Annotated in this window: 22 protein-coding genes; 9 read left to right on the plus strand and 13 right to left on the minus strand. The window is 44.3% G+C overall.

The features are described from left to right. Positions 1–10 precede the first annotated feature (10 nt). Positions 11–1,432 (plus strand): MBOAT family O-acyltransferase, encoded by a 1,422-nt coding sequence (locus tag BLQ13_RS19250; RefSeq protein WP_090923114.1) that lies wholly within the window; start codon positions 11–13, stop codon positions 1,430–1,432. Between the two features lie 14 nt (positions 1,433–1,446). Next, positions 1,447–2,685, plus strand: coding sequence for an alginate O-acetyltransferase AlgX-related protein (locus BLQ13_RS19255; protein WP_090923116.1), 1,239 nt, complete (start codon positions 1,447–1,449; stop codon positions 2,683–2,685). A gap of 76 nt (positions 2,686–2,761) precedes the next feature. On the opposite strand, the gene BLQ13_RS19260 is transcribed toward BLQ13_RS19255, so the two are convergent. From BLQ13_RS19260 to BLQ13_RS19280, 5 genes are all read right to left on the minus strand, one after another. Further along, positions 2,762–3,211: an SMI1/KNR4 family protein gene (locus BLQ13_RS19260; RefSeq protein WP_090923118.1), complete on the minus strand. Its 450-nt coding sequence runs from the start codon at positions 3,209–3,211 to the stop codon at positions 2,762–2,764. A 144-nt stretch (positions 3,212–3,355) separates the two neighbouring features. Continuing rightward, the gene (locus BLQ13_RS19265) at positions 3,356–4,423 is read right to left on the minus strand and encodes an ABC transporter permease subunit (RefSeq protein ID WP_090923120.1); all 1,068 of its coding nucleotides are present in this window, start codon (positions 4,421–4,423) and stop codon (positions 3,356–3,358) included. Further along, a complete protein-coding gene (locus BLQ13_RS19270; protein WP_090923122.1) occupies positions 4,420–5,295 on the minus strand; it encodes an ABC transporter ATP-binding protein in 876 nt (291 codons plus the stop codon). The genes BLQ13_RS19265 and BLQ13_RS19270 overlap by 4 nt, the downstream gene beginning before the upstream one ends. Next, entirely contained in the window at positions 5,276–6,127 is an 852-nt protein-coding gene (locus tag BLQ13_RS19275) for a hypothetical protein (RefSeq protein WP_090923124.1), read from the minus strand. Before BLQ13_RS19275 ends, BLQ13_RS19270 begins: the two co-directional genes overlap by 20 nt. After that, entirely contained in the window at positions 6,096–6,674 is a 579-nt protein-coding gene (locus BLQ13_RS19280) for an RNA polymerase sigma factor (RefSeq protein ID WP_244159384.1), read from the minus strand. The genes BLQ13_RS19275 and BLQ13_RS19280 overlap by 32 nt, the downstream gene beginning before the upstream one ends. 151 nt (positions 6,675–6,825) lie before the next feature. On the opposite strand from BLQ13_RS19280, the gene BLQ13_RS19285 reads away from it, so the two are divergent. The 3 genes from BLQ13_RS19285 to BLQ13_RS19295 all read left to right on the plus strand — a co-directional run bounded on the left by BLQ13_RS19285 (position 6,826) and on the right by BLQ13_RS19295 (position 11,591). Then, positions 6,826–7,428: a hypothetical protein gene (locus tag BLQ13_RS19285; protein WP_090923126.1), complete on the plus strand. Its 603-nt coding sequence runs from the start codon at positions 6,826–6,828 to the stop codon at positions 7,426–7,428. 196 nt (positions 7,429–7,624) lie between these two features. Next, entirely contained in the window at positions 7,625–9,859 is a 2,235-nt protein-coding gene (locus BLQ13_RS19290) for an S-layer homology domain-containing protein (RefSeq protein WP_090923128.1), read from the plus strand. A gap of 280 nt (positions 9,860–10,139) precedes the next feature. Beyond that, positions 10,140–11,591: a CAP domain-containing protein gene (locus BLQ13_RS19295; protein ID WP_090923130.1), complete on the plus strand. Its 1,452-nt coding sequence runs from the start codon at positions 10,140–10,142 to the stop codon at positions 11,589–11,591. Positions 11,592–11,702: 111 nt separating this feature from the next. Here the strand turns inward: BLQ13_RS19295 and BLQ13_RS19300 are convergent, their stop codons facing one another. The 3 genes from BLQ13_RS19300 to BLQ13_RS19310 all read right to left on the minus strand — a co-directional run bounded on the left by BLQ13_RS19300 (position 11,703) and on the right by BLQ13_RS19310 (position 13,832). After that, complete coding sequence (locus tag BLQ13_RS19300; RefSeq protein WP_090923132.1) at positions 11,703–12,248, minus strand: isochorismatase family protein; 546 nt, start codon at positions 12,246–12,248, stop codon at positions 11,703–11,705. After that, positions 12,245–12,616 carry an iron chaperone gene (locus tag BLQ13_RS19305; protein WP_090923134.1) on the minus strand — a complete coding sequence of 124 codons (372 nt, stop codon included), beginning with the start codon at positions 12,614–12,616 and terminating at the stop codon, positions 12,245–12,247. Before BLQ13_RS19305 ends, BLQ13_RS19300 begins: the two co-directional genes overlap by 4 nt. A 556-nt stretch (positions 12,617–13,172) precedes the next feature. Next, complete coding sequence (locus BLQ13_RS19310; RefSeq protein ID WP_418792769.1) at positions 13,173–13,832, minus strand: M48 family metallopeptidase; 660 nt, start codon at positions 13,830–13,832, stop codon at positions 13,173–13,175. 163 nt (positions 13,833–13,995) lie between these two features. On the opposite strand from BLQ13_RS19310, the gene BLQ13_RS19315 reads away from it, so the two are divergent. Further along, the gene (locus tag BLQ13_RS19315; protein WP_090923136.1) at positions 13,996–14,754 is read left to right on the plus strand and encodes a GNAT family N-acetyltransferase; all 759 of its coding nucleotides are present in this window, start codon (positions 13,996–13,998) and stop codon (positions 14,752–14,754) included. A 325-nt stretch (positions 14,755–15,079) separates the two neighbouring features. Further along, positions 15,080–17,518, plus strand: coding sequence for a transglutaminase domain-containing protein (locus BLQ13_RS19320; RefSeq protein WP_090923138.1), 2,439 nt, complete (start codon positions 15,080–15,082; stop codon positions 17,516–17,518). A gap of 181 nt (positions 17,519–17,699) precedes the next feature. On the opposite strand, the gene BLQ13_RS19325 is transcribed toward BLQ13_RS19320, so the two are convergent. Both BLQ13_RS19325 and BLQ13_RS19330 read right to left on the minus strand, forming a co-directional pair. Further along, positions 17,700–18,602: an SDR family oxidoreductase gene (locus BLQ13_RS19325; RefSeq protein WP_090923140.1), complete on the minus strand. Its 903-nt coding sequence runs from the start codon at positions 18,600–18,602 to the stop codon at positions 17,700–17,702. A gap of 176 nt (positions 18,603–18,778) precedes the next feature. Then, positions 18,779–20,155, minus strand: coding sequence for an amino acid permease (locus BLQ13_RS19330; protein ID WP_090923391.1), 1,377 nt, complete (start codon positions 20,153–20,155; stop codon positions 18,779–18,781). A gap of 303 nt (positions 20,156–20,458) precedes the next feature. Between BLQ13_RS19330 and BLQ13_RS29110 the strand changes: the two genes are divergently transcribed. Further along, complete coding sequence (locus BLQ13_RS29110; RefSeq protein WP_090923142.1) at positions 20,459–20,827, plus strand: DUF6713 family protein; 369 nt, start codon at positions 20,459–20,461, stop codon at positions 20,825–20,827. A 28-nt stretch (positions 20,828–20,855) separates the two neighbouring features. Beyond that, positions 20,856–21,848 carry a DUF4003 family protein gene (locus BLQ13_RS19340; protein WP_090923144.1) on the plus strand — a complete coding sequence of 331 codons (993 nt, stop codon included), beginning with the start codon at positions 20,856–20,858 and terminating at the stop codon, positions 21,846–21,848. A 145-nt stretch (positions 21,849–21,993) separates the two neighbouring features. Here BLQ13_RS19340 and BLQ13_RS19345 read toward each other — a convergent pair whose 3' ends face one another. From BLQ13_RS19345 to BLQ13_RS19355, 3 genes are all read right to left on the minus strand, one after another. Beyond that, positions 21,994–23,034, minus strand: coding sequence for a phosphotransferase (locus BLQ13_RS19345; RefSeq protein WP_090923146.1), 1,041 nt, complete (start codon positions 23,032–23,034; stop codon positions 21,994–21,996). Between the two features lie 75 nt (positions 23,035–23,109). After that, a complete protein-coding gene (locus tag BLQ13_RS19350; RefSeq protein ID WP_090923148.1) occupies positions 23,110–24,882 on the minus strand; it encodes a SulP family inorganic anion transporter in 1,773 nt (590 codons plus the stop codon). A 185-nt stretch (positions 24,883–25,067) separates the two neighbouring features. Then, positions 25,068–25,397, minus strand: coding sequence for an ArsR/SmtB family transcription factor (locus BLQ13_RS19355; RefSeq protein WP_090923150.1), 330 nt, complete (start codon positions 25,395–25,397; stop codon positions 25,068–25,070). Between the last annotated feature and the right edge of the window lie 73 nt (positions 25,398–25,470).

The following is a 25,470-nucleotide window of genomic DNA, read 5'->3' on the forward strand; positions in this document are numbered from 1 at the left end:
AGGAAAGGCAGTGCTCTTTTCCAGTGTAGTCTTCTTATTTTATTTCTTGCCGCTTGTGCTCGGGCTGTATTATATATTGCGGTTTTCTGTGACGCTGAAAAATATGTTGTTGCTTGTGGCAAGCCTGTTCTTCTACGCATGGGGTGAACCACGCTTTGTGCTGGTTATGCTGGTCTCCATCGCACTGAATTACGTTTTCGCACTGCTCGTGGACAAGTACCGGGATCGGCGCACTGCCGCTTATACCGTTATCACCGTGATGCTAGTTGCCAATCTGGGTATGCTGTTTGTTTATAAATACCTGGCGTTTGCCCTGCGCATTGTCAATGAAAGTACAGGCTTTGGCTTCAGCATTCCGCATATTGCGTTGCCGCTCGGCATTTCCTTTTTCACCTTCCATGCGATCTCCTACGTCATTGACGTGTACCGCGGACATGGAAATGTGCAGAAAAATCCGTTTTATGTCGCCCTCTATATTTCCTTCTTCCCTCAGCTTGTAGCTGGGCCCATTCTGCGTTACAACATGATTGCGGATCAGATGATGCATCGGAAGGAAAGCTGGGACAAGTTCGCGGTCGGCTGTTGCCGGTTTATTGTGGGTTTGAGTAAAAAAGTGCTGTTATCTAACAGCATGGCCATTGTGGCCGATCATGCATTCAGCATGGGCGGAACAGGCGATATCGCTTCAAGTCTGGCTTGGCTGGGAGCGATTGCCTATACATTGCAGATTTATTTCGACTTCTCGGGTTATTCGGATATGGCGATTGGACTCGCGCTTATGTTTGGTTTCAAGTTTGAAGAAAACTTCCGGTATCCGTATATCTCACGCTCCATCACCGAATTTTGGCGCCGCTGGCACATCTCGCTCGGCACCTGGTTCAAGGAATATGTCTACTTCCCGCTGGGAGGATCACGCGTTAGCAACAAGGATAAAATGATCCGCAATCTGCTGATTGTCTGGGGTCTGACGGGCATCTGGCACGGGGCAGAATGGACATTTGTGATCTGGGGTTTAATCAACTTCGCGTTCATTGCACTGGAGAAAATATTCAACCTGGATAAGAGCACACGGTATGCTCCGCTCCGACATTTCTATGCCATGTTTATCGTAGTTATTGGATGGGTGATTTTCCGTTCACCGGACTTGTTACAGGCTGGCAACTACCTTGGCAATATGTTCGGACTGTATGGTAACGGGTTCTGGAGTGATACGACCTGGATGTTCATGAAGGAATATGCCCTTTTCTTCATTCTAGGCATTCTGTTCTCCACACCACTTGCCTTACGGATGAACAAATGGATGGTGGATGGTGTACGCTTCGGTAAACCGCTTGAACTGCTTTACCCTGTGACCATTATTGCTCTGTTCCTTGTATGTGTATCCTATTTGGTCAAAGGAACATACAACCCGTTCATATATTTTAATTTCTGAGAGAAGGATTTCATATGCATAACTTTTTTGCCAAAAAGAGAATGACCGCCTTCCTCTTCATTCTTGCGCTCGCCACGTTCTCGATCTTGAATATGATTCATTCTTTCGAGCCCTTGAAAAAAACACTGGCGTCAGCGGACTACCGCTTCTCCAATGCCAAAGGTATCATCAACGAACTGGATGCAGATATTAATGAGCACGTTCTTGAAAAGTTTGGATTCGTGGAAGCCTACGGATACTTGCAGTCACTCATGTGGAAGAACGAAGAGAACAACTTCGAGGTCGTCAAAGATACGGAGGGTAAGCTTCACTATACGTATTTCGCCACGGGGCCAACGGATACGAAAGAACTTTCTGATCGGGTTGCCGAGCTAGGTGCACAATTGGGGTCAAAAACCAAGCTTACGTATGTCATGACACCTGACAAATATGTACGTGGCTATACAACATTCCCGGAAGGCATCCCTTATAACTACAATAACGAAACGGCCGATGGTTTTCTGGATCATCTGAAGCAGAGCGGAGTCGACACGTTGGATCTGCGCGAAGGATTATTGGAGAGCGGCATACCGGCGAAGGATTTGTTTTTCACAACCGATCATCACTGGAAAATCAAAACGGCCTTCTGGGCCTTCGGCCAGCTGGTTCAACATCTGGACGGGCTGTACCATAAGCCGCTCGATCCCGAGCATTATTTTACAGACATGAATAACTACAATGTAATCCCTTATAAGGATTTCTTTATCGGCTCACAAGGCCGCAAAACCGGGAAATTGTACGCCGGCGATGATGATTTTGACCTGATTTATCCTAAATTCAAAACCAACTATTCTTTTTATTTTAAAACAGGTGAGACGGAAGCTACCTTAAATGGTCGATTTGAGGACGCGTTGCTTACGACATATCCCCTGAATGTGAAGGGTGCTCCCTACGACCTGACGGCGGACAAATACTTTACGTATCTGTATGGCAATCAGGGAATCGTACATGTGACGAATAAAGACAATCCAAACGGACTCAAGGTCATGTTTATCAAGGACTCCCTCGCCGTACCTATGATTTCTTTTCTCTCGACGGTTGTCTCGGATGTGTATCTGATTGATCCAAGGTATTATCCGGGTGACATTATAGATTTTGCGAAAAAGACCGAACTGGATCATGTCTTCGTATCGATCTCACCTCAAGATCTCGTCGATGAGTTTTTCCCTTACGGGAAGAACAACGTAGAAGGTCCATTCACCAGCTCTAAGTAAAATATCGTTCATCAAGTTGGAACATGCAAAAGGGTACTGCCTTGGCCTTCATAGCCGCGGGAGTACCCTTTTACTGTTACAGTGTGGTCACTTCCGCCAAACCGAAATACCACTCCAGAAAGGCATTGAAATCCGCCCATTGCGGCTTGCTCTCTCCATCCAGGAAACGTTCGATGGACTCCCCCAGTTCAACCAGCACAACCTCGCCGGTCTGGCGATTATAGAAAAATCCACCTTCCCCTTCAAAGCTGTCCAGCGGAATATATGCCTCTGGTAGCCCCAGTGTAAGTTGCGATATATGCATATCCTGCAGGTATACGGTATTCTCGATCACCCAGCAGATCTGGTAGAGCTCCTGATGCCGATTATAGAATGTTGGTCCATCCTCTGCATGAAGGTAGAATTGTGCAAAATCCGAGTTCAGATCAATGTCCAACTTATTCAGTGCTTTCTCGTACTCAGCCGGCACGTCTTCATGCCACCAGCCTTTTACGCGGCAATGTTCAATGACTTTAGTGGATAACATGTCGAGCCCCCTAATTTATGTTATACGTCGTTAATATTTCATCGTAACTTTAACTTCACCCTATTGAAAGAGTAGCACGATTATAGAGGACTGCACAAATGACTCGGGACAATCTTGATGATCTCAGGAGGGAATCAGAAATGTTCAAGAGAATACTTCACGCAGGCGGAAGGTGCGATAGGTAAACACAACAACACCAATGGTAAAAAGGCTTATTACAGCCATGTATAACGTAAAATAAGACAGGTTTAGCCCCAATACTGAATAATGAACATCGTATTTGAAAAGTCTTGTCACTCTGATCATCGTGCTTAATTGAAAACTTTCCAGCCACCTCATCCATCCAGAGTTCAGATTTAACACATCATATGCCAGGTAAGGAAGGCCTACGATCGCAGCGCTCACCGAAACAGCAATAAACGGTGTAGAACTGAGAACCGATACCAGTAATACGATACACCCAAACACAAGGCTGCCAGCTGCATGAGTCAATAACTGAACGATATAGTATTGAAGTGCCGTAAATCGGTAAGGTGAGAATTCGTAATAAAATGTGTCAAAATACATTGCTACACTTTGAATGGGTGTATCCGCGCCAGCCAAATGACCGAATCGCAACCAATACACTTGCAAATTCACGCCGGCAAACACAATAACACACACCACAATGTAGATCATAGAAGCTAATAATTTGGCCGTTACAAGTTTGCTTTTGCCCCGTTTGCTGCTGCGTAGCAAGGATGCGGTACCCAGTGCATATTCATTCGCAAATACCGGAGCCAGTCCCAGCAGAATAAAGATGATCATAAACACGGTACCAAACTGATCGATATATTCAAGTAAATAGCCCCAAGGTTTATTGTAGTGAATGTCGGTTACATCTACGGTTCGCGTTCGGATCTGACCATTCTCATCATAACTTGTATAGTTATTTTTCGTTTCTGGCGAGAAATTTAAGATGTCATAGAAAACACCATTCGGGTAAATATACTCATTGTTCAAACCTATAATCTGCATATGATCTCTGGCTAGGTTTGCTTTTTCCTGTGTTATGGGACCTTCATACGGCCTGTAATCCTCGGAAGCATCAGATAAGCCAACATGTTGGACAAACGAATAAGCGACTAGAAACATAAGGAAGATAGCGAAGGTTAAAGCGATACTTTTACGCATCATGATTTTAACGAATTCATACCGGATTAACTGAATCATGATTCAGCCTCCTCCCCAAAAAAGTGCATGTATACATCTTCGAGTCTGGGTGATTCGGGCACAGCTTCCGGGATCGGTTTTTCTTTGGACAAGATCCGGGCGGTTATACCTTCTGGTGAATAGGAGAGGCTGCTTAGTTTGAATCTTCTATTCAGTTCTGTAAGCTGTGATTCCAATATGGGTGCTTTCCACACCCTATCTTGCATACTCGTCATAATTGCTTTCGGTGTATCATGCAGTATCAGCTTGCCTTCATTCATCAGAATCAACCTTTTACATGAAAACTCCAAATCCGAGATGATGTGCGTAGACAGCAGAACAAGACGCTCCCTTCCGAGCTCGCCGATCATATTCCGGAATCGAATCCGCTCCTTGGGATCGAGGCCAACTGTAGGCTCATCCAAAATGAGAATCTGTGGATCATTCAGCAAGGCTTGAGCGATGCCTAATCGCTGTTTCATGCCTCCAGAGAACGTACCGATTTTATCCCGCGCCTTGTTTTCCAAGCCGACCAACGCTAACGTTTCCTGCACACGAACTTTGGCCTGACTTCCGCTCAGTCCTTTCAAGGAGCACATATACATTAGAAATTTAGACGCACTAAACCGGTTGTAAAATCCCAAGCGTTGCGGCATGTATCCGAGTATACTTCGATATTGCTCACCCATATGTTGAATCGGTTTTCCATCCAACTTAATCCGTCCCGATGTAGGCTCGGAGATATCCACAAGCATTCGCAGCAACGTTGTTTTTCCAGCTCCATTCGGCCCAAGCAAACCATAGACTCCTTGATTGGACAATTCCAGCGAGAATGATTCAACCACCCATTTATCTTTGTACTTTTTGGACACATTATCTATGGTCAGTATCAAAGGAATACCCTCTTTCTGTCTGTGATGTATACTTCCTCACCATCTGATAGGTTTGACGGATCAACAGTCCCGCCCCAACGAAAGCAATAACGGCTAGCCATGAGGGTTGAATGGTCTCTATGAATGCCTTAACTTCCTTAAGAGTAAGCACAAACTGTACTAACGCAAACCAAAAAATCAAAAAAAGGCTGACGGCGGTTCCACCTCTTACACGCATCGCAAGCCACAAACTTGTCCCCGCTGAGATGAGCAACTGTGTATACAGCAGTCCAGCAGACTTCCATGTCAACAAGTCTCCTGTTTCGTTAGACACCAGTAACATTAGTAAAAATACAAAAACGATATTACCCGAGAGTACAACGATCAATCGTGCGAGCATTAGCTGTTGTGCGGTCATTTTACAAGTCAGTTCCATCTCCATCAGTCCCAAATCCCGGCCTTTGAACACCTCGAGCAATCCGAGTACAAAGGGTATGGGCACTAAGAAAAGTACAATTAAGGTTGAATCCATGGAATGTTGACGCCCTAGCCAGAATCCAAGTAGCAGAAGCACCGCACATGCTAACCAATAGGATTTATGAAAAATGACCATTTCCCCTCTGACCACCTGGAACAATTCCTGGGTCAAGCTTCTGGAAGCCCAGTTCTGCTTAGCACCTTCGGGTTCAGGCATATATGCACTCAGCTCAAGAATGGTTCTGTTGATCTCTGCTTCCGAGGGGAATTCAACCGGATACTGATTTAGTTGTGAGGCAATTTCACTATAATCATCTATATCAATCTCTGTTTCGAAGTGAGCTTTATTTGTTCCGTTTGTATGTTGGTGTTTCATGCCGATCACCCCCTGTAATCATCTCTTTCAGCTTCGAAATTCCTAAACGTATCCGTGACTTAGCCGTTGATTCACTGGTTCCCGTTGCTTCAGCAACTTCACGAATCTTCAATCCGTTGTAATAATTCAAAATAACAGCATCCCGCTGATGCTCCGGCAAACTTAGCACGGCTTGTCTGACTTGTTCGTTCTGGTTTCTTTTTTGGAAAATGTCCCAGACGTTATGATGTTCACTGGAAGGGAACGCTTCTTCCGTTAGTTCCGTCTCCCTATGCTGTTGCTTATACTCCCGTCCACGGAAATAGTCCAGACAATGGTTTACTGCAATTTTTAGAAGCCAATGCTCGAACTTCCCTGTATTCTGATAGCTTTTCAGAGATTTCATCATCTTAATGAAAACCTCCTGAGTCAGATCATAAGCCGTATGATATTCTCCTGTTTTGCGATAGATATATGCGAACACCGATTTATAGTGACGTTTAACCAGCACTTCCATCGCAGCTCGGCTTCCTTCTTGAATCTCTCGAATCAACTCTTCATCTGTCAACGTCCCCTCACCCCCTCAATCTAGATAACGATGCTTGGACTAAAAAAGATCAAAATTGATTTTCTATGTATCCACATTCTCTATACGATGATGAAACTTTCCTCCTGCATCTACGTCTTAAATACAAGAATACAACTCGAAGGAGATGACTATGCGAATAAGCTGCAGCCCAGGTTTTCCCGGAAGTATGATCGGTTCCATTGATCTGAGACCAACCAAGCATAACCAGCCCCCATCCACGACAAGTCAAATTTCACAGTATGTTGATTCTGGACTGATTTCTATTCCCTATGTGACCGATCCGGAATTTGGATCACACTTTGATATGATGAAGATTATGAAAGGTACATATCAGGAAGAGTTTCACGAAAGCTACGATGTTGAATTTACGATCGATGTGGATCAAAAAGGTTATATTACACAGTTTGAGCATACCTTCCCACTGGAACGTTACATCGATCTGATTCGAACCCAATCGTACCGGGTCATTCAGACGAACTGGCGCGGCCAGTCCTTTCATGTGATGACCTACAGTTATATGGAAGAGGTTATTAATCCGAACAATGTTATTTTCCGCTGTACGAATGCAGAAGATGTCTTCGTTGTGGCTGAGCTTGTCCCTTTTCGAGCAGGTGGCGTTGTGGAGCAACCGAACAATCTGTATCTTCACTTCCGCGCATTGATATCAGCACGAGATGACCTATATCCCATTGATTATATGTGCCAGCCGGATTTCGATCTGAATCTGGACTGAAGGAATTGAAGATGAAAGTTATAAAAGAAGAACATACGTTATCCCGTGTCTAAGGGTAGCCTGTGTTCTTTTTTAATCCTTTCATTCTGGATTCACCCTAAGCAAAATCAACGAAACAGACGATAACATATATATAAAGTTACATTTGCGTATCCCTTTGGGTGTGTACTGAAGATGAGAGGAGTTTTAAAGGTTTATGATGGGTACAAAAATGAAAATCAGTTCCCTGTTTACACTTTCACTCGCTGGCCTGTTATTGCTTCTGGGCGGAACGCAGACCGCTCATGCAGAACAGATCGATAGCTTGCTTCCCGAGCGTAGTCAGCAAGAAATCGACCAAAAGTGGAATGAGTGGATGAGGGTTGATCAAACGCTCTCTATGTTTACCGAAACACCTTCCACCGTTTTCCCTTATTCTGCCGGACTGCTCAATGAGAGATATCTGGAGCAAGGTCTGAATGCTGCCAACTTCTATCGCTTTATCGCAGGCATGTCTGGAGACCTGGTACTCGATCCGGCTTTGAATATGCAAGCCCAGCACGGAGCTGTTGTTGTCTCCACCGAAGGGCAACTTAGCCATTCCCCTGAACAACCGGCAGATATGCCGAAGGATTTTTTTGATAAAGGCTACACCTCAGCTTCCTCATCTAACCTGCATGTCACCAGCAATGACAAATTCAATGTACTGGCTGGAAGCATCAAGGGCTACATGAATGACTCGCATGCATCCAATATTGATCGGGTAGGTCATCGCCGCTGGATTTTAAGCCCGAAGTTACAACGAATCGGATTTGGACTGGCTGCCCATCAAGAGGAAGAACAAACTCATTATTATAGTGCCATGCAGGTTTTTGATCAAAGCAGAACTCAGGTTATACCTTATAACTACAGCCTGTTTCCCAATCAAGGTGCCTTCCCGATCGAAGCCTTCGGTGCCCTGCAGCCCTGGTCCGTTCAATTAAATAATGACGTGTTCGCAAAACCTGAATTGGAAAAGGTTCACGTCGAAATGATCCGAACCTCTGATCAGCGGAAATGGACGTTTAACCAGCAAGAGAACACGGAATTCCCTTTCCCTTTCGAATACTACAATGTAGACCCCTCAAACAAACGCTGGTTTGAGCAGGCCTATTTTAATGTAGAGACATCCAATTTCGGCGATAACAGCGCTATTATTTTTCGTCCTGACGATGTGCAGTTGTTGAAAAACAGTGATACCTTCCAAGTACATATTACAGGTTTGCAAAAGAAAGACGGTTCTCCCGCTGAAATCTCCTATACTACACGTTTCTTTCATGTGGACGGAAGGCAGGATCCGACTTTAACCAAGATTACACCTGTAAAGTCTGATGTTACCTTACGAGTTGGAGAAGCTGCAGATATCCCTTTGGTCACGGCTATTCTTGGAGATGGCACTTCCTACACCCCATATTCCAACCTGACCTATACGACATCGTCGAATAAATTGGTGATCCGTAATGGTCAAATCACTGGAACAAAGGCTGGGAAAGCCGAGCTACATATCCGTTTTGGAGGGAAAGAAACGGTCGTCTCGGTTACGATAAAGAAAATGCCTTCATATACTGACATTCAGAATCATTGGGCCAAGAATGATATTCTGTGGGCCGTACAGCAAAACATGGTTAGCGGGGATAATGACACGTTCAGACCCAATGATCAGGTGAGCGAAGCTGAGTTTCTTTCCATGCTGTTTAATATGTATGCCAACTCCAAATACCTGCGGTATATGGATAAGACCGATGCTCCGGGTGCGAACTGGAGTGATCGTTACTATACCTATGCATCCAGACTCAATCTACCTCTAGAGGCGAGCATTCGAAACCCTAAGCTACGCAATCATGCGCTGAATAGAACAGAGGTTGCTATTATTGTCGCCAGTCTTGGCGGTAGAAACTATGTTAAAGATGAGGACAATATTCAGTATTTGCTGAACATGGGATACTCCTCTGGTAAAACATCCACTACTGTCGAAGGTTATGCCGGCAAGGAATTATTTACACGCGCAGAAGCTGTTGTATTTCTGAGGAACTTGAAGGGAAAAGGATTTCAGCCTTGGGGTAGACCTGAACAAGTCACCGCAACAGGCGACAATGAGAAACAAGGAAACCTCCCGGATGGTACAGTTCAGGCCGAATATACGGTGGATCACACCTTGACTTTGCGAGGTACGTTTAAAGCCTATGCCGGTCACACCATTCCAATTGATATCAACGGACCGGCGCCAGAAGTACTGCCTATTCAGACCGAAAACATAACGCTGGATGCAGACGGAAGCTTCAAACTGACGGTCAAGGTAAATGAACAAAACACCAAACACCTCAACCTTTACTTGAATGTAAGAGAAGATTACTCCTACTTCATTCGTGTAGAGGAAGGGAAAATGGCTATTAACGAATACACTGAGAATTAAGAACGTTAATAAGAGCATCGTTAAACCAGCATTAGACTTCGGGTTCGGGTTAAACTTCAACAGCACCTTACGAACAAGCAAGCATGGGAGATCGTTATCCGGCTTGTACGTTTCGAGAGGTGCTTTTTTCATGGAATCAACTGTTCATTTACGCATAACTTCATCCAATGGTACAAAAGGTTCATTTTATTAGAATCAACTAACTAATACATCCTCTACTGTCGATAAAACACAATGAAAGTATATTATTTACATTTTAGAAGTAGAAGGAGATTAGAAGATGTTTATTCGGAAAAAGGTTATTCGCACTCTGCTTACGCTTCCTCTAGCTGGTCTAATGTTCGTACTACTCGGTGCACAGCAGACCTTAGCTGCCCCCGTCGACAGCTTGTTGCCTGAGCGAAGTCAGCAAGAAATTAATCAAAAATGGACGCAATGGATGTCGAACAAGGATCAACCCGCTACATATATCCAAACCCCTTCCACCACAGCACCTTATTTTGCTGGCGTATTAAGTGAATCTTCTCTGCAACAGGCACTAAATGCGGCCAACTTCTATCGTTACCTTTCGGGACTGGAAGGCGATCTTGTGCTGGATGCTTCGCTTAACGTTCAGGCTCAACACGGTGCAGTTCTTGTCTCTACAGGTCCTCTAAGCCATTTTCCGGCTCGACCTGCCGATATGCCAAAAGATTTTTTTGACTTGGGTGCCAAATCAGCCTCCAGTTCCAATTTATATGCTTCCTATGGCGCTGCCGGCAATCTGGCTGTTAAAAGTGTGGAAGCGTATATGGACGACTCCGACGCAAGTAACATTGGCGCACTAGGTCACCGTCGCTGGATTCTGAGTCCGCAGTTGAAAAAAGTTGGCTTCGGAATCGCATCCCGGGACAACAAAAATTATGCAAGTCATTTTAGCACCATGCAGGTGATGGATACCAGTCGGGCAGGAAAGCTGCGCTACAATTACAACCTGTATCCAAACAAAGGCGCTTTTCCGATTGAAGCTTTCAATGTATCGCAGGCCTGGTCTGCACAGTTGAACCCGGATGTTTTTGCAAAACCTTCAACTTCGGAGGTTCAGGTAGAACTTACACGAACGTCAGATCAGAAAACCTGGAATTTCGGTGGGAAAGCTCCTGCCAGCAGTGATCCTGCCAAAGCGTTTTTCAACGTCAATACCGATGGATATGGATATAGCTATGCTATCATCTTCCGTCCAGATAACTTAAACGCATTGAAGGATGGAGATACGTTTACCGTTCGAATTACCGGATTGAAGAAAAAAGATGGTTCCAACGCAGACATCGGTTATCAAACTCAATTTTTCACGATTAGCCCGTCCGCAGAGGAACCTGTGACCGATCCAGAGAATCCTGGAACGCAGCCCCAAGATCCCGGAACACAGCCTCAGGAACCGGAGACCGGTAATGAGGTAATTCTTGATGATCGTCATGTACAATTCGAATATACAGCGGAGCGCACCTTGAACGTACGAGGAACACTTACGGCCTATGCGGGTCAAACGTTCTCCTTTCAGATTCATGGACCGTCACCAGAAGAAAAACATATTCGTACGGAAACCGTAACAGTGGGTGCAGATGGCCGTTTCAATCTAACGGTTCGCAGTCTCGGTGTGTCTGATCTGAACATCTACCTACAGGTGAGTCCCTACTTTATGTATCTGATCCCTGCGGCCAGCAACTCCGATGTTACCTATTATTTTGAGTAGAAACAGTGAGAGATCAGCAAGAAACATAAAAAAATCCGGATGAGTCTTCATACGGATTTTTTTATGTTTTGTTAACCAGAAATGAAGTGGCATCCATATTATAGAGAAATACTACTTTTCAACTCCTTGGGAGTACACTTCACTAAATTCATCTGTATATAAAACTTCTATGCAACCCGACCAATTGAGAATCGAACCAATAAAATCAGGTATATCCAGTCCCTCCATTTCATACGTCTCTTCTGTATTCACCGTACCGGATGCATCTTCAATCAGCGTTACTTTAAATCCCTCATGTTCAGCAGTAATTGCTGTAAAAAGACAACAATACTCCATGTTAAAGCCCACAATGAATACGTGCTCAACCTGCTGATCGCATAGCCATTTTTCCAATTTGCTATTACTGAAAGCACTCGGCTTGTTCTTTTCCAAAACCAGATGTTGCTTCGTATCCACAACAATCTCCAGATAATCTGCTTTCCCACGGTAGAGTGAGGATTCTTCATCCTGCTCATCCACATGTTTAGTAAAAACAATGGGCCAATTCTTCCTCTCAAAAGTGGCCATGACCGATTCGATCTTTGATACGGTTGCCGATACATCTCGTTGAATGGTAAGTCCTCGCTGGACATCAAGTACAATTAGGCATTTTTTCATTTCTGACTCCTCTCTACATTCTCCTCCACTCTGAATTCAACAATCTGGCGAATTAGTTCCTCCGGCAATGGCTCATCAAGTGGGAACTGAACGGAACCCTTCGCGCCCTTAAACCTGGAGAGTTGTTCCTTGAATGCCAGAATACCGCTGGGTGCAGGATAGAACCCGATATGTTTTGTGTATGCGGCAAAATGAACCAGATTCCCGTGCTGCGCATATGTAGGCATTTTGTAACTAATCTTTTCTTCAGCGAGCGGAGCCGCTTCCTGAATGATCTGCCGTAACCTCTGTAATTTTAGTTGCACATCCGCTGGAAATACAGCAATATATTCATTCACTAGTTCCGAGTGCTGTCCGTTTTGATCCATCTTGTGCTCCTTCCACCACGTATGTTTCAGTGTCGTTCGCGGCGAGTAATATTGGCTCTATTGTACTACATCAGACTATATTCTTCTGCTGAAGTTGAAAAGATTCTAACAAAAAAAGACGCTCGTCTGAGTGCCTTTATACTGGTATAATTTAAATTGTACAGCCAATTTGTGGTGGGTATTGATCATCTCCTGAGAAAGGAGGTGATCATATGAACTTCACTTTCAACGACGTACTCGTGTTCGCAATGTTCATTCTTGCATTGTTAACTTATATTGATCGTAGAAAGAAGTGACCCGCCACAGGTTGCTCGCCAGGTTGCGGGTCACTTCGGTCATATATGCACCACTCTGAGGTGATCACACCACAAAATGCTGTGCAGGAGTAGCCATTGGCGTGGCTACTCTTATTTTTTCTTACTTTCATTTTATTAAACATCTGTAGAACTTACAACCACATTAATGTTGAATGTTTGATAATATTTTATGTGGATTAGGAGTACTTTATGTCTAATGACAGCAACCTCAGCCTGTTTTGTTTCAAATTAATTGGACTCTACAACGTCATGGCCCTTCCATTACGCATCAGATAATCTTCTTTGTCCTTGTAATCCGGCATAATACTACCTACCCGCCGCCAGAACGAGCGATCATGATTCATATGATGAATATGGCACAGCTCATGGATGATAACGTAATCAATGACCTCTGGTGGCGCCATGGCAAGGCGGTAATTAAACGTCAACTTTTTGTCCCAGCTACAGCTCCCCCATTTCGTAGGAGAATCTACGATATCAATAGACTTCGGCTTCACCTTCAGTTCCTGCTGATAACGTATAATTCGCTGCCCAATCATGCGTTTGCATTCTGCAAAATAAAACTTTTTCAAATTCGCACGCAGTTCTTCTTCTGTTAACCCCTCCACCGGAATTAATTGATGCAAGGCATGGGCTTTGCCAAAGAGCAAAAATGCCCCCTTACCCTCATTCTCATATTCCTTAGCTTGGGGACCATCCAGGACTTGCTGCATGCGAGCTGATTTTTGTACAATCTCAGTTCCATGATGCATAACCAGTTGCCGGATCACTTCCTCACTCGTGCCATTCGGAGCCTTAATGGTGACCATGTAGGGCAGTTCCATGGTAATCGAGGCTTTTTTTCGTTTACCGAATTCGATATGACATGTAATCATGTGTCCCTGAATCTCTATGTTAATCATGTTTATTTGTACTCCATTCCACAAATTGATCTCTTTATCGATTATACCATTCAGAGGAATAACATCCGAACAATCTATATTGAATTTTTATACATTATCATGTATTATTATTTAATTCGATATTATATCGTCTATATCCTATGTGAGGAGGATAAGCCACATGTATGCAACAGAAAACAAACTTCGTCTGATTGAAGAATTAACGCTCAACCACTGGCAACCTTTATCAACCTCATTGTATGACGGTTGGGTGCTACGTTTTGCCGAAGGATATTCCAAACGCGCCAACTCCGTTCAACCGCTCTACCCTTCTACTCTGGATGTGCATGAAAAGATCAAGGCATGTGAGAATATCTACAGCTCGAACCAATTAAATACCATTTTCAAAATGACACCGTTCGTTCAACCCGAAGAATTGGATCAACTTTTACAAGATAAAGGTTATGTCGTTGTAGATAAAACGCTTGTACAACTTCGAGATCTGAAGGATCTGAAAGTTCCTGAACATTTGGAGGCACACATCAATGAGCAGTTAACGAAGGAATGGTTAGATCATTTTTGCCGTTTAAATGCGGTCAGTGAAGAGTTTCGGACAACCATGACACAGATGTTATTCAATGTCCGCGCAATGACGGGATTCATCACACTGTCTGTTGACGGCTGTATAGTGGCCTGTGGGCTAGGTGTGGTTGAACGTGGATTCATTGGACTGCATGACATCATTACAGATCCGGACTACCGTAACCGCAGTCTGGCAGAGCAGATGATTTTGCATTTGTTGCATTGGGGAAAAAGCCATGGTGCTACTTCAAGTTATCTGCAAGTGGTCGAGGGCAATGCAGCGGCACGGCGACTATATGCAAAATTGGAATATACCGACGCCTATTCGTATTGGTACCGGGTTAAGAATTATACATAGAACGTTCTTTAGCATGTGGAGTGATTTCTACTAAAGCTAAAACAAGCCTCTCTTATATATGAAGAAAGGCTATTTCTATTTTCTCCTCCACTGCTCAATTGTTGAGATTTATCTGCATGTTTCCATTTGTTTTTCTATGCCTAACCTATAGATTTGACTGTATAAAAAAGTTGTACTTTTCTACCTATGCCCCCCCCTACACCTACCTTGACAATAAGTAGATATGACCATAAACTATCAAAAGTATTAGGAAATTAATAGGAGGTTCGCATTGTAAGAGGATTGAAAATAAGTTATACCCAGAATAAGTAGAAAGCGGTGTACCATGAAACGACTATTTTTTATAATGTTCGCCCTCACCCTGCTTCTGGCTGGTTGCCAGAGTAATAATCAGGAAAGTAGCCCCACGGATAACAAATCAACCGAACCCAAGCAAGGCTCCAGCATTTTAAGTTTGAAAGAAAAGTATGGCACAGCCTCGGAAAAAACAATTATGCCTATGTATAATGTGGCGCAGGATGAAGAATTTACGTTTAAGTTCAGAAGTGATCTTAGAAAATTAAACTTATCTTCAGACGATGTTATCTCCGTACATACCGATATTAAAGCACTAAAAGCAAGTAAGGTATATGCTCTTCCAGAAATTAATGATGGCAGCGTATCGATTAAACCCTTGAGCTGGGGCGTGTTAAGCTCTGAAGCAATGAAAACCAAAGGAAGTAGCGGTTGGGGCGGAGCTCCAATCTATTATCTTCGCCTCAACTATGATCCGGATGCCGAGAAACCCACGTTGCTTGATCAACCACTTATCATCCCATTTACAGTGAAATCGGAGTTGCCCGTACCTAAATTGAGGTATGTTATCGACAAAGACAGACGGTTAACGCTTGCATGGGACAAAGTTGAAGGTGCCACCCAATATAAAATTTATAAACGTATCGACCGAAATCGAATTTTCGATCCTAATAATCTTGCTCTTCAAGGTGCCGAGAACGCCTATAGCGAAAGTACACCTTTGGTTATTGCAACCATAACCGAGACGACCTTTAATGATTTTATGAAAGACGGCAGAGGCGGCCTCGGTATTTATAATGACATTGTTACAACACATCAGAATTCCGGTATTCAGGGAGAATATTATGTTACTGCGCTCGGGGAAGGCAAAGAATCGAACTTTAGTAACGGAATCGCCACAGCCCCACTAGCCTCCCAGTTACCATCCGCACTAAAAGAAGATTTTTATCGAGACAAATTGAAAAGCGTTAACGACCTGCCACAGAAAATAACGGTAGAGTACAATGACGGCTCCTTGGCACGTGAAACGCTTGTTTATGATACGGCGAATGTTGAAATTTCACCTTTCAATGAAACCGTCATTCCTTTTCACGTCAAAGGAACAGCACTTAAAAATTACGTCCGCGTAGAGAATGTCACTCAGGAAGATCTAGATAAGCTTACACAGCAACGTGTGGCAGACTCCAGTAATGGATTCGTTGAGCCTAAAAATAATACACCTTATGTACCTGCACCGGATGTACCAACGATTATTAACAACAATGAAACTACCAGCGAAGAAGCTACCGATCAAACGGCAAGCGAATCTGGAAGCGATTCTTCGAAAGTGACATCTTCTCCAGAGATAGATACAGGTGCAGTTCCAGACACAGAATCCCAGCAAAACCTTGTCGACGAGCAGAAGTCCAATACCGAGCAAAATGTAGAACAAGGTAATCAGGAGATCGTGCCCGAGCCAGCTACTGGTAATGATTTTATGAATGCAGATTCTGCGCTGGAAGAAGTTCTGGCTAAAAATATGATTGCCGCTCAGGACAGTATCTCCCTGAAAGCTTTTCCTGAAGCTCAGAATTTCACAACACTCTCGGATGTTGTCTTGAAAGTCATGTACCAGAATCCACTGATTCTTGGGGTAGAAGGCTTCGAATATAACTATGGCACACTGACCCTTTCAATTCATTACAACGAAACGGCCGCAGATATCCAGAAGAAACAAAATGAGATTATTGCCAAAGGCAAAGATGTCGTTGCTTCAATCATCAAACAAGGCATGAGCGATGATGAGAAACGCAAAGCCATCTACGATTATTTGAATGATAATGCGAAATATGATGATGCTGCGCTTGAAAATGCAGAGCAAAATAACTTTAAGCACGTGGATGCACAGTTTAACGATTCATTCACCACATACGGTATTCTTGTTAAAGGAGTAGGTGTATGTGCAAGTTATGCTTCGGTATACAAGCTGCTTTCGGATCTGTCCGGCTTGGAGAGCATTGTGGTTACAGGAACCTCTAGCGGTGTACCGCATGCATGGAACAAGGTGAAAATCGGAAACGAGTGGTTAAATGTGGATGCAACCAATAACCTGACGAACTCTGGTATTCCTTATTTCTTGTACAATGCCAATGATGAGACGGCTGCAAGTCAGAAGACGGTAGCAGACAAGGACTACTGGCTCGATTCCGAACTCGGGTTGTTCAAAGGCGAAAGTGACGCCAACGATTATTATGTGCAGAACGACCTTGAAGTCGATTCCATTAGTGAATACAAAAGCAAGGCCGAAACACATCTGAAAAAAGGCGAGACCTCTGTCATTCTTCGTTTTGCCTCACCGGTTGACTCCGATGAACTGATGACAGCAGCAGGTGAAGCATTGACTGCCGTAAATGAAGCCCTGCTGGATAACGCGCAGCTTGCCACCTTGGGTAGCTATGTATTATTGGAAACGAAGTCAGAACAGAAATAATACGCATTCATTGCTTCATGAATATCATTAATGTCTGGAGTTTACCTCGGGACATGCAAAAGGGAGAAAGCAGCTGAACGACTGCTTTCTCCCTTTTTAATGACAATATAACGTAACAATTGAAACAAGTGATGTGGCTGCCAATAGAAAACCTCTATTCATAATCCCGTGAATGAATCGATTACGGACTAACCGTACCACCATTGGCATTCAATGTCTCTCCGCTTACATAACTGGATTCCTGACTCGCCAGGAATACGTATGCTGGAGCCATCTCGGCAGGCTGTCCTGCCCGGCCTAGCGGTGTGTTGTTTCCGAATTCAGCCAGTTTCTCTACAGGTTGTCCACCAACAATCTGTAGCGGTGTCCAAACTGGACCTGGCGCGACAACATTCACCCGAATACCTTTGCTCCCTACCTGCTGTGCGAGCGCTTTGCTGAACGTATTGATCGAAGCTTTTGTTGTTGCATAATCCAGCAAAATTGGAGACGGTTTATACGCCTGAATCGACGATGTGTTGATAATCGAACCGCCTGCTTTCATATGTTTAATTGCTGCTTTATTGAGCCAGAACATGGAATATACATTCGTTTTAAACGTTGCATCGAATTGTTCTGTCGTCAGGTCTGCAATCTGCTCGACAAACTGCTGCTTCCCCGCCACATTAGCAAGAATATCAAGGCCACCGAGTTCTTTGACTGCCGTTTCAATCAACTGTTCACAGTATTTCTCATCCTTCAAATCGCCTGGAATGGCAATAGCTCTTCGGCCAGCTTCCTCAATCAGTTGCACCACTTCCTTGGCATCTGCTTCCTCTTCCGGCAGATAGGAAAGTACAACGTCCGCACCTTCACGTGCATAGGCGATTGCCACCGCTCGGCCAATCCCGCTATCTGCACCGGTAACGACCGCTTTACGACCAGTGAGACGCCCGCTTCCTTTATACGTTTTTTCACCGCAATCTGGAACAGGAGTCATCTCACGCTGCAATCCCGGCTCATCCTGCTGTTGCTTCCACTCTTTCGTTGCCTTCGGATATTGTGTCGTTGGATCTTGAATCGAATGCTGATTTTGCGTAGCCATGTTTGGTTCCTCCTCGGTTCAAATATATGTGTTGTGAATTTCATCTGTGTAAAGGTTCACTCTTTCCTTTGTAACCGAGTTGCCCGGTATTTAAACTGAAAAAAGCACTCCTTCAACATACGGACTCTTTGCGAGTCACAGGGTATGTTCAAGAAGTGCGTCATCATTGTTGCCTTTTATTTGGAATCGTTAGCTTTGGACTGACGCCCGCCGATGCCAAATACGTAATAACCAACCACTACAATCGCCATAAACGTTGCACCCACAATCAGCGGCAGACGTGTATCCGGGTTAAAGGCCATACCGATAATGACCAGAATAAGATACACAATAATAATGTAATTGCTGATGGGGAACCATTTCGACTTGAAGTTATGCTCGGCAAGGTCCTGCCCCCAACGCTTTCTGAATCTGAACTGACTGAACGCCAGTGCAAACCAAGGCACCATTCCTGGCAATACGCTTGCGCTGTAAATGTACAGGAACAGCTTCGAATCCGGCATCAGATAGTTAAGTACAACCCCGATCAGAAGAAGAGAGATGGTCACTACGATACTGTTGCGGGGAACCCCGCCTTTGGACAGCTTTTTGAAAAAAGCCGGTGCTTGTCCGTTCTCTGCCAGTGTGTATAACATCCGTCCTGCGCTGTAGATCCCGCTGTTACATCCCGACATCGCTGCTGTCAGCACCACGAAGTTAATAATTCCTGCCGCTGCAACAATGCCGACTTTGGCAAAGGTGAGCACGAATGGACTTCCGGTCTCTCCTACCTCGTTCCACGGATACAACGTAACGATCACAAATATCGCACCTACGTAGAAAATGAGAATACGCCACACAATATTTTTGATCGCTTTGCGAAGTGTATGTTTCGGATTTTCTGCTTCTCCGGCCGTAATTCCGACCATTTCAACGCCCTGATAAGCAGCTGTTACGATACATAGTGCAAACAGGAATCCTTTGATGCCTCCCGGGAAGAAGCCTCCATGACTAATCAGATTAGACAAACCGATCGGTTGTCCTCCATTACCCCATCCGAAGAAAATAAGACCTGTTCCGATAACAATCATAGCCACAATTGCGGTTACCTTGATCATCGCAAACCAGAACTCGAATTCGCCATAGAACTTAACTGCTGCCAGATTGGCAGCCGCAATAATGAATACCCCGATGAGCGCAGGAATCCATTGTGGAATATCCGGGAACCAGTACCCCACATAAATCCCGATTGCCGTAACTTCCGCCATGCCCACCGTAACCCATAGGAACCAATAGCTCCAGGCTGTGAGGAACCCGGCAAGCGGACCAATATATTTGTGAGCAAATGTTGCAAACGAACCGGTCACCGGCTCCTGAATCAACATCTCACCCATAATACGCATAACAAAAAAGATAATAATCCCGGCCAGTAAATAGGCCAGTAATACGGACGGACCTGCCCATTTGATCGTGCTTGCCGATCCCATGAACAACCCCACACCAATCGTACCGCCCAGCGCAATCAGCTCAACATGGCGGGGTTTCAGCCCTCTCGATAGTTCCTTTGATTCCAAGTGATTCTCCCCTTTTCTCATAAACAGCTTCCAATTATCATTCCATTTCAATCCGCTCACATTAACGCAATGCAGAATTACTTCATCAAATTGTACGAGATGTGAAGCAGAAATACAATATGGATTATGAGGAAGTAAGCACCTACAGGTACATATGTCAAAAATTGCTCAAATCTTCAATTATTTCTTTGTGATATGAGTAGCGCCTATGTACATGTTACCGGAACTTTTCCAGTGTGAATCACGTATGATTTTTAATGACTTTCCCAACCGATCCATGAAAATTAAATGAGGAGGATAATGATGCCAAGCTTGTTATTGATCTTATTTCTGTTTAACCTTTCCCTGTTTCTACTGCATGAAATGGATGCGATCCGACGATCCGAATGGAAATTGTTTATCGTATTCAAAGATATGGAAGCAGAAAAAGCATATACATATTTCACATGGATTCATCTTCCACTGTATACGATCATCTTCTCACTTCTTTTCAGCTCCTATCAGACCATAACATTCTGGGTACTAGATGTTTTTTTTATCATACATACCGTGTTACACTTCTTTTTCGAAAAGCATCCTCAGAACGAATTTAAAAATAGGTTCTCCAGAACGTTGATCTATCCAATGGGATGCATTGCACTGATTCATTTATTATTCCTTATGTTGAAATAAACATTACTAATTATTAGGAGGGTTGCACATGCAACCAAAACTGCTGGAAAAAGCCGAATTATTCGTTTCTAACACCCTGATGCTCAAGAAACCATTCAAATGGCAGAACCCCATCATGCGCCGTTTGGCGGCGTTGCTATATGTAGTGGAGAATACAAGTATAGATCCAGAAGCCATTCAACAAAGCAACGACTTGATGAAGCAGCACACCAAACGTTTCTCTGCATTTAGGGGCCCTTCTTCCTTTCATTTTGCAGCTATGCTTTCTCTGACAACGGATCAACTTACTAGACTGCAACATACGATTCAAGTCCATGACTTGATGAAACAAATCAAGTTCCGCAACTCCGATTACCTGGTGATGGCTGCCTATCAGATCGCTGCTCAAGTGCCGCCTGATCAATATCAGCATACCGTGGAACGTGCCAAAGCATTCTATGACCGTATGAAAAAAGAGCATCCCTTCCTCACAGGACATGATGACTATATTTTCACAGCGATGTTAGCCCTGTCGAATCTGGATGTGGACACTGCTGTCGCGCATATGGAGCAGCTCTATCGGGAGTTAAAACCTCATTTTTCCGCGAAAAACAGCGTGCAGACCTTAACACAAATTCTCGTTATCGGGGATGGCGGATCTCAGGTCAGTGAACGTTTGCTGGCTTTAAGCGAGGCTTTCCGTTCAAGGAATCTTCGCATGGATAAAACGTACACACTGCCTTCACTCGCACTCTTTGCGCTATTGCCAGCAGAGATCGACTTGCTGGTAGATCAGGTTATTGAGACATATGATTGGTTAAGAACTCAAAATGGTTTTGGGGCGTGGTCTATAAACAAACAGGAGTTGCTGCTGTTCTCATCTGCATTGACTGCACTTCAACATGTGGAGAGTTTACAGAATGAGATCCTTACATCTTCCATGTCTACAACGATTACCAACATTATCGTCGCTCAGCAAGCCGCCATGTCGGCAGCAGCCGCTGCTGCAGCCACGACTGCTGCCTCTTCCACGCAATCATAGTTGATATCGGTAGCGCAAAATTGAATATTGCTATATTAATTGATCATATTAAGCACCAACAAGTAAATAAAAAACGATTATGCGAGTAAACCTGCATAATCGTTTTTTAAGAACAGTTACTTTTTATTTCATATGAATTAGTCCCCTATACAATACCTGTATCACGAAACTCCTCAATAAAGTCATTCAACCAATCTTCGCCATAATCCAGCGCGCCCATATCACTATCAATAAAGGCCACATCCAGACCCATCACCCAGAACCTGCGAGCGATAATTAACAAGTCGACCGCCTGTTCATCTGCATCTGTAAAGCTCCGAACGGATCGATATCCTTTCATCAACGCATCCCATAACTGCTGCTTCTTCTCCGCATCACCCGACTGCCGTTTCCGAATTTTCACTTGAGCCAGATCATACGCACGCCATCCCATAGCAGCCCATTCGAAATCATAATGGATGAAGTGTTCTTGCTGCTCAAACACATTGTTGTTTCCATGCATATCTCCATGACATAAGCCGTAGTCCAGACCTGAACTGGAGATGGTAGAAATCTTTTCTTTTAACACGGTGGTAAACGTTTGCAAAAATGCTGTTTCCTTATGACTTTCTCCAATGTAACGAATGATTCGCTCCAGTGGCTCATCGATGAGAAATTTCGTATCCAGCTTAAACCTTGCATGTACTGACTCCAACTCCGTTACTGATGCTGAAGCAAGTTCTCGCTCCTGTTCCAACTTAATCCCATCCATAGCTTGGTGCAGTTCAGCAGCAGACCGGCCAAAAGCGTAGCAGGAACCCTCATCTTCCAGATTATTTTCTGTCCCTTCAATATAGTGAAAGATCACAGCTGCCCGCTTTCCTTCAGCCGCATCAAGCATTGTATACCCGGTCTGATCTTTCGTTGGGATAAAGTCTCCCACCTCTGTATGCGCACTTGAACTGAGACCTTCTTTTAGTGCAGTCAGAACACTCAGTTCATAACGAACATCTGCTTCCGCCACCTCGGTACGATATATACGCAATATATAAGTTCCTGTGCTTGTGCATAAGCGGTAAGTATCATTCAAACCTCGCAGCCAAAACCTGCATTCCTGCCACGTTCCGATATCATAATGTGCTTGTAATGCCCACTCCAGATATGCCGGACTGAGCACCGAACGTAAAGCCGTTGCATGATTAAACATAGTCAAGTTCCTTCCTGTCTGATATATCATTAATATACTTAATATATATCATAAAGGTATTTATTGGAACATTTATTAAGGAGCGGCTTTAGCGGTCACAACTTTCCACTTTTGCTGCTGCTCAGGCCTAGACTCCAACCCACAACCAGACAAAGCCGCACACTCACGAAACGCCAAATGTTTGCATCCCTTACACTTCTCTTGGTTCAGATGCCTTAATGCATAGGTTATAGCTTCTCCCGTATGTTCAAACCGATGTGCCGAATCTAACCGTTCCAACAAACCTGTTCGTTTCAGCATTTCCAGCGGTTGCTCCTGAAGTCCCGACACCAGTACGATCCCACCAGAACGTTCAAAATGCTTGATTAAACTAGCCAGGTTAGCCTCTCCTGTTGTATCTATAAATGGAACTTTCCCCATGCGCAATAAGAGCATACCTGGACGCTCCGGAAGTGAATCCATAACCGATTTTTCAAACATATCCGCTGCACCAAAAAATAATGGCCCTTCGATCGTGTACAGGCTGATCTGTGGACAATCATGTCCCTCCCGTACCATGTGAGCCATGACCTTCTCATGTTTATGATCCGGATCAGGCAGTACCTTGGCCACTTTCAGCATCTCGCTCATTCGTTTCACAAATAGAATGACTGCCAGAATCAACCCCACCTCCACCGCAGTCGTAAGGCTCGTGAATACAGTAAGAAGAAAGGTCAAAAGCAGTACAAGCGAATCCCCCGTTCTGGTTCGCAGTACATAAGCAAAGGATTTTCGTTCACTCATATTCCAGGCTACCAACATCAGAACCGGCGCCATGCTGGCAAGCGGAATATGGGATGCATACGGTGCAAACAGAACCAAAACAAGCAGAACCACAACACCATGAATGACACCTGACAATGGAGACACTGCACCCGATTTAATATTTGTTGCTGTACGAGCAATGGCTCCTGTCGCCGGGATTCCACCGAACAATGGTGTGACAAGGTTGGCAACTCCCTGCCCGATCAGTTCCCGGTTGCTGTTATGGCGGCTGCCCGTCATACCATCAGCGACAACGGCGGACAACAGCGATTCAATACCACCGAGCATAGCAATGACAAAAGCAGGTTGCAGCAGATTCACGATACGCTCCCATGTGATCTCCGGCAAGTGGAATCCAGGTAAGGTTCCAGGAATAGTACCGAAAGATGAGCCAATCGTAGCCACCTGATCTTTGAAGAAGACGGCTGCAACAACGGTCGAGCATATCAGACCCAGCAGGGAAGCAGGCACTTTGGGTGCAAACTTCGGCACAAGCAGAAGAACAGCCAGGCACACCCCCGCTGTCAGCAAACTGTATATATTAATCGTCCCGATGTGCATCCCGATCTCTTTCATATTGGAGTAGAAATCCTCATGTTTCGTGACACCCGTAAGTCCCAGCACATTAACGATCTGTCCACTAAAAATCAAAACAGCGATGCCTGCTGTAAAGCCAATCGTCACGGGTCTTGGAATGAATTTAATTAATGCTCCGAGTTTGAATATCCCCATAACAATGAGCATCAGTCCAGCCATCATGCCAGCAATAAGCAAATTTTCATAACCATACTGCATGACTATAGCAAAAAGAATTGGAATAAATGCCCCTGTCGGCCCACCGATCTGAAATTTGGAACCGCCCAGCAGTGAAATCAAAATACCTGCAATAATGGTGGTATACAATCCATATTCCGGCTTGACTCCAGAGGCGATGGCAAAAGCCATACCCAGAGGAATCGCAATAATACCTACAATCAGCCCCGATATCAGATCCTTGCGAAAATCAGCTATTCGATACCCCGCATATCTCCCGATGCCTCTCATGCTCCATGACCTTCTTTTCTTCATATATTTGAATATTTGAATATAAAGTGAACACTACTCCTTGATATATGCTCTGTCAATCGCAAATATCACAGTCCTATAAAATTCGTGCTTCCGCTACCTGATCTTGCAAACATCAAAACAAGAGCTCCCGTTCAAACTTCCGGTTGCTCTTGTTTCCTGTGTCAGCTGTCTTTACGCATATCCTCAAGCATTGAAATCGCATCGACTAGATGGTTATCAAAAATCTGCTTGGCAACGGCAAGCAGTTCCTTAATCAGCGGATCACGAAGGGAGTAGGTGACTGTAGTACCTTCTTTCATGCCCTGTACTACATTTTTGCTACGCAACACAGCCAGTTGCTGGGATACCGCAGATCCTTCCGTTCCAAGAATGCTTTGCAGTTCATTGACGCTTTTATCTCCTTCACTCAGCAGTTCCAGAATGCGAATTCGCAACGGATGTGCCAGTGCTTTGAAGAAATCGGCTTTGAACTGTTGTACGTTCTGATTCATACCCTTTTGCTCCTTCAATCGAACTCATCAACCTGACCCTATCATACCATAGAACGAAGTGAGGGCTTCCATT

The organism is Paenibacillus polysaccharolyticus (assembly GCF_900102085.1).
Taxonomy (GTDB): Bacteria; Bacillota; Bacilli; order Paenibacillales; family Paenibacillaceae; genus Paenibacillus; species Paenibacillus polysaccharolyticus.

Excerpts from the sequence above, each read along its gene's own strand:
- BLQ13_RS19255 (WP_090923116.1), top strand. The coding sequence starts at position 1,447 with ATGCATAACTTTTTTGCCAAAAAGAGAATGACCGCCTTCCTCTTCATT.
- BLQ13_RS19260 (WP_090923118.1), bottom strand. The coding sequence starts at position 3,211 with ATGTTATCCACTAAAGTCATTGAACATTGCCGCGTAAAAGGCTGGTGG.
- BLQ13_RS19265 (WP_090923120.1), bottom strand. The coding sequence starts at position 4,423 with ATGATTCAGTTAATCCGGTATGAATTCGTTAAAATCATGATGCGTAAA.
- BLQ13_RS19275 (WP_090923124.1), bottom strand. The coding sequence starts at position 6,127 with ATGAAACACCAACATACAAACGGAACAAATAAAGCTCACTTCGAAACA.
- BLQ13_RS19285 (WP_090923126.1), top strand. The coding sequence starts at position 6,826 with ATGCGAATAAGCTGCAGCCCAGGTTTTCCCGGAAGTATGATCGGTTCC.
- BLQ13_RS19290 (WP_090923128.1), top strand. The coding sequence starts at position 7,625 with ATGATGGGTACAAAAATGAAAATCAGTTCCCTGTTTACACTTTCACTC.
- BLQ13_RS19295 (WP_090923130.1), top strand. The coding sequence starts at position 10,140 with ATGTTTATTCGGAAAAAGGTTATTCGCACTCTGCTTACGCTTCCTCTA.
- BLQ13_RS19300 (WP_090923132.1), bottom strand. The coding sequence starts at position 12,248 with ATGAAAAAATGCCTAATTGTACTTGATGTCCAGCGAGGACTTACCATT.
- BLQ13_RS19305 (WP_090923134.1), bottom strand. The coding sequence starts at position 12,616 with ATGGATCAAAACGGACAGCACTCGGAACTAGTGAATGAATATATTGCT.
- BLQ13_RS19315 (WP_090923136.1), top strand. The coding sequence starts at position 13,996 with ATGTATGCAACAGAAAACAAACTTCGTCTGATTGAAGAATTAACGCTC.
- BLQ13_RS19320 (WP_090923138.1), top strand. The coding sequence starts at position 15,080 with ATGAAACGACTATTTTTTATAATGTTCGCCCTCACCCTGCTTCTGGCT.
- BLQ13_RS19325 (WP_090923140.1), bottom strand. The coding sequence starts at position 18,602 with ATGGCTACGCAAAATCAGCATTCGATTCAAGATCCAACGACACAATAT.
- BLQ13_RS29110 (WP_090923142.1), top strand. The coding sequence starts at position 20,459 with ATGCCAAGCTTGTTATTGATCTTATTTCTGTTTAACCTTTCCCTGTTT.
- BLQ13_RS19340 (WP_090923144.1), top strand. The coding sequence starts at position 20,856 with ATGCAACCAAAACTGCTGGAAAAAGCCGAATTATTCGTTTCTAACACC.
- BLQ13_RS19345 (WP_090923146.1), bottom strand. The coding sequence starts at position 23,034 with ATGTTTAATCATGCAACGGCTTTACGTTCGGTGCTCAGTCCGGCATAT.
- BLQ13_RS19350 (WP_090923148.1), bottom strand. The coding sequence starts at position 24,882 with ATGAGAGGCATCGGGAGATATGCGGGGTATCGAATAGCTGATTTTCGC.
- BLQ13_RS19355 (WP_090923150.1), bottom strand. The coding sequence starts at position 25,397 with ATGAATCAGAACGTACAACAGTTCAAAGCCGATTTCTTCAAAGCACTG.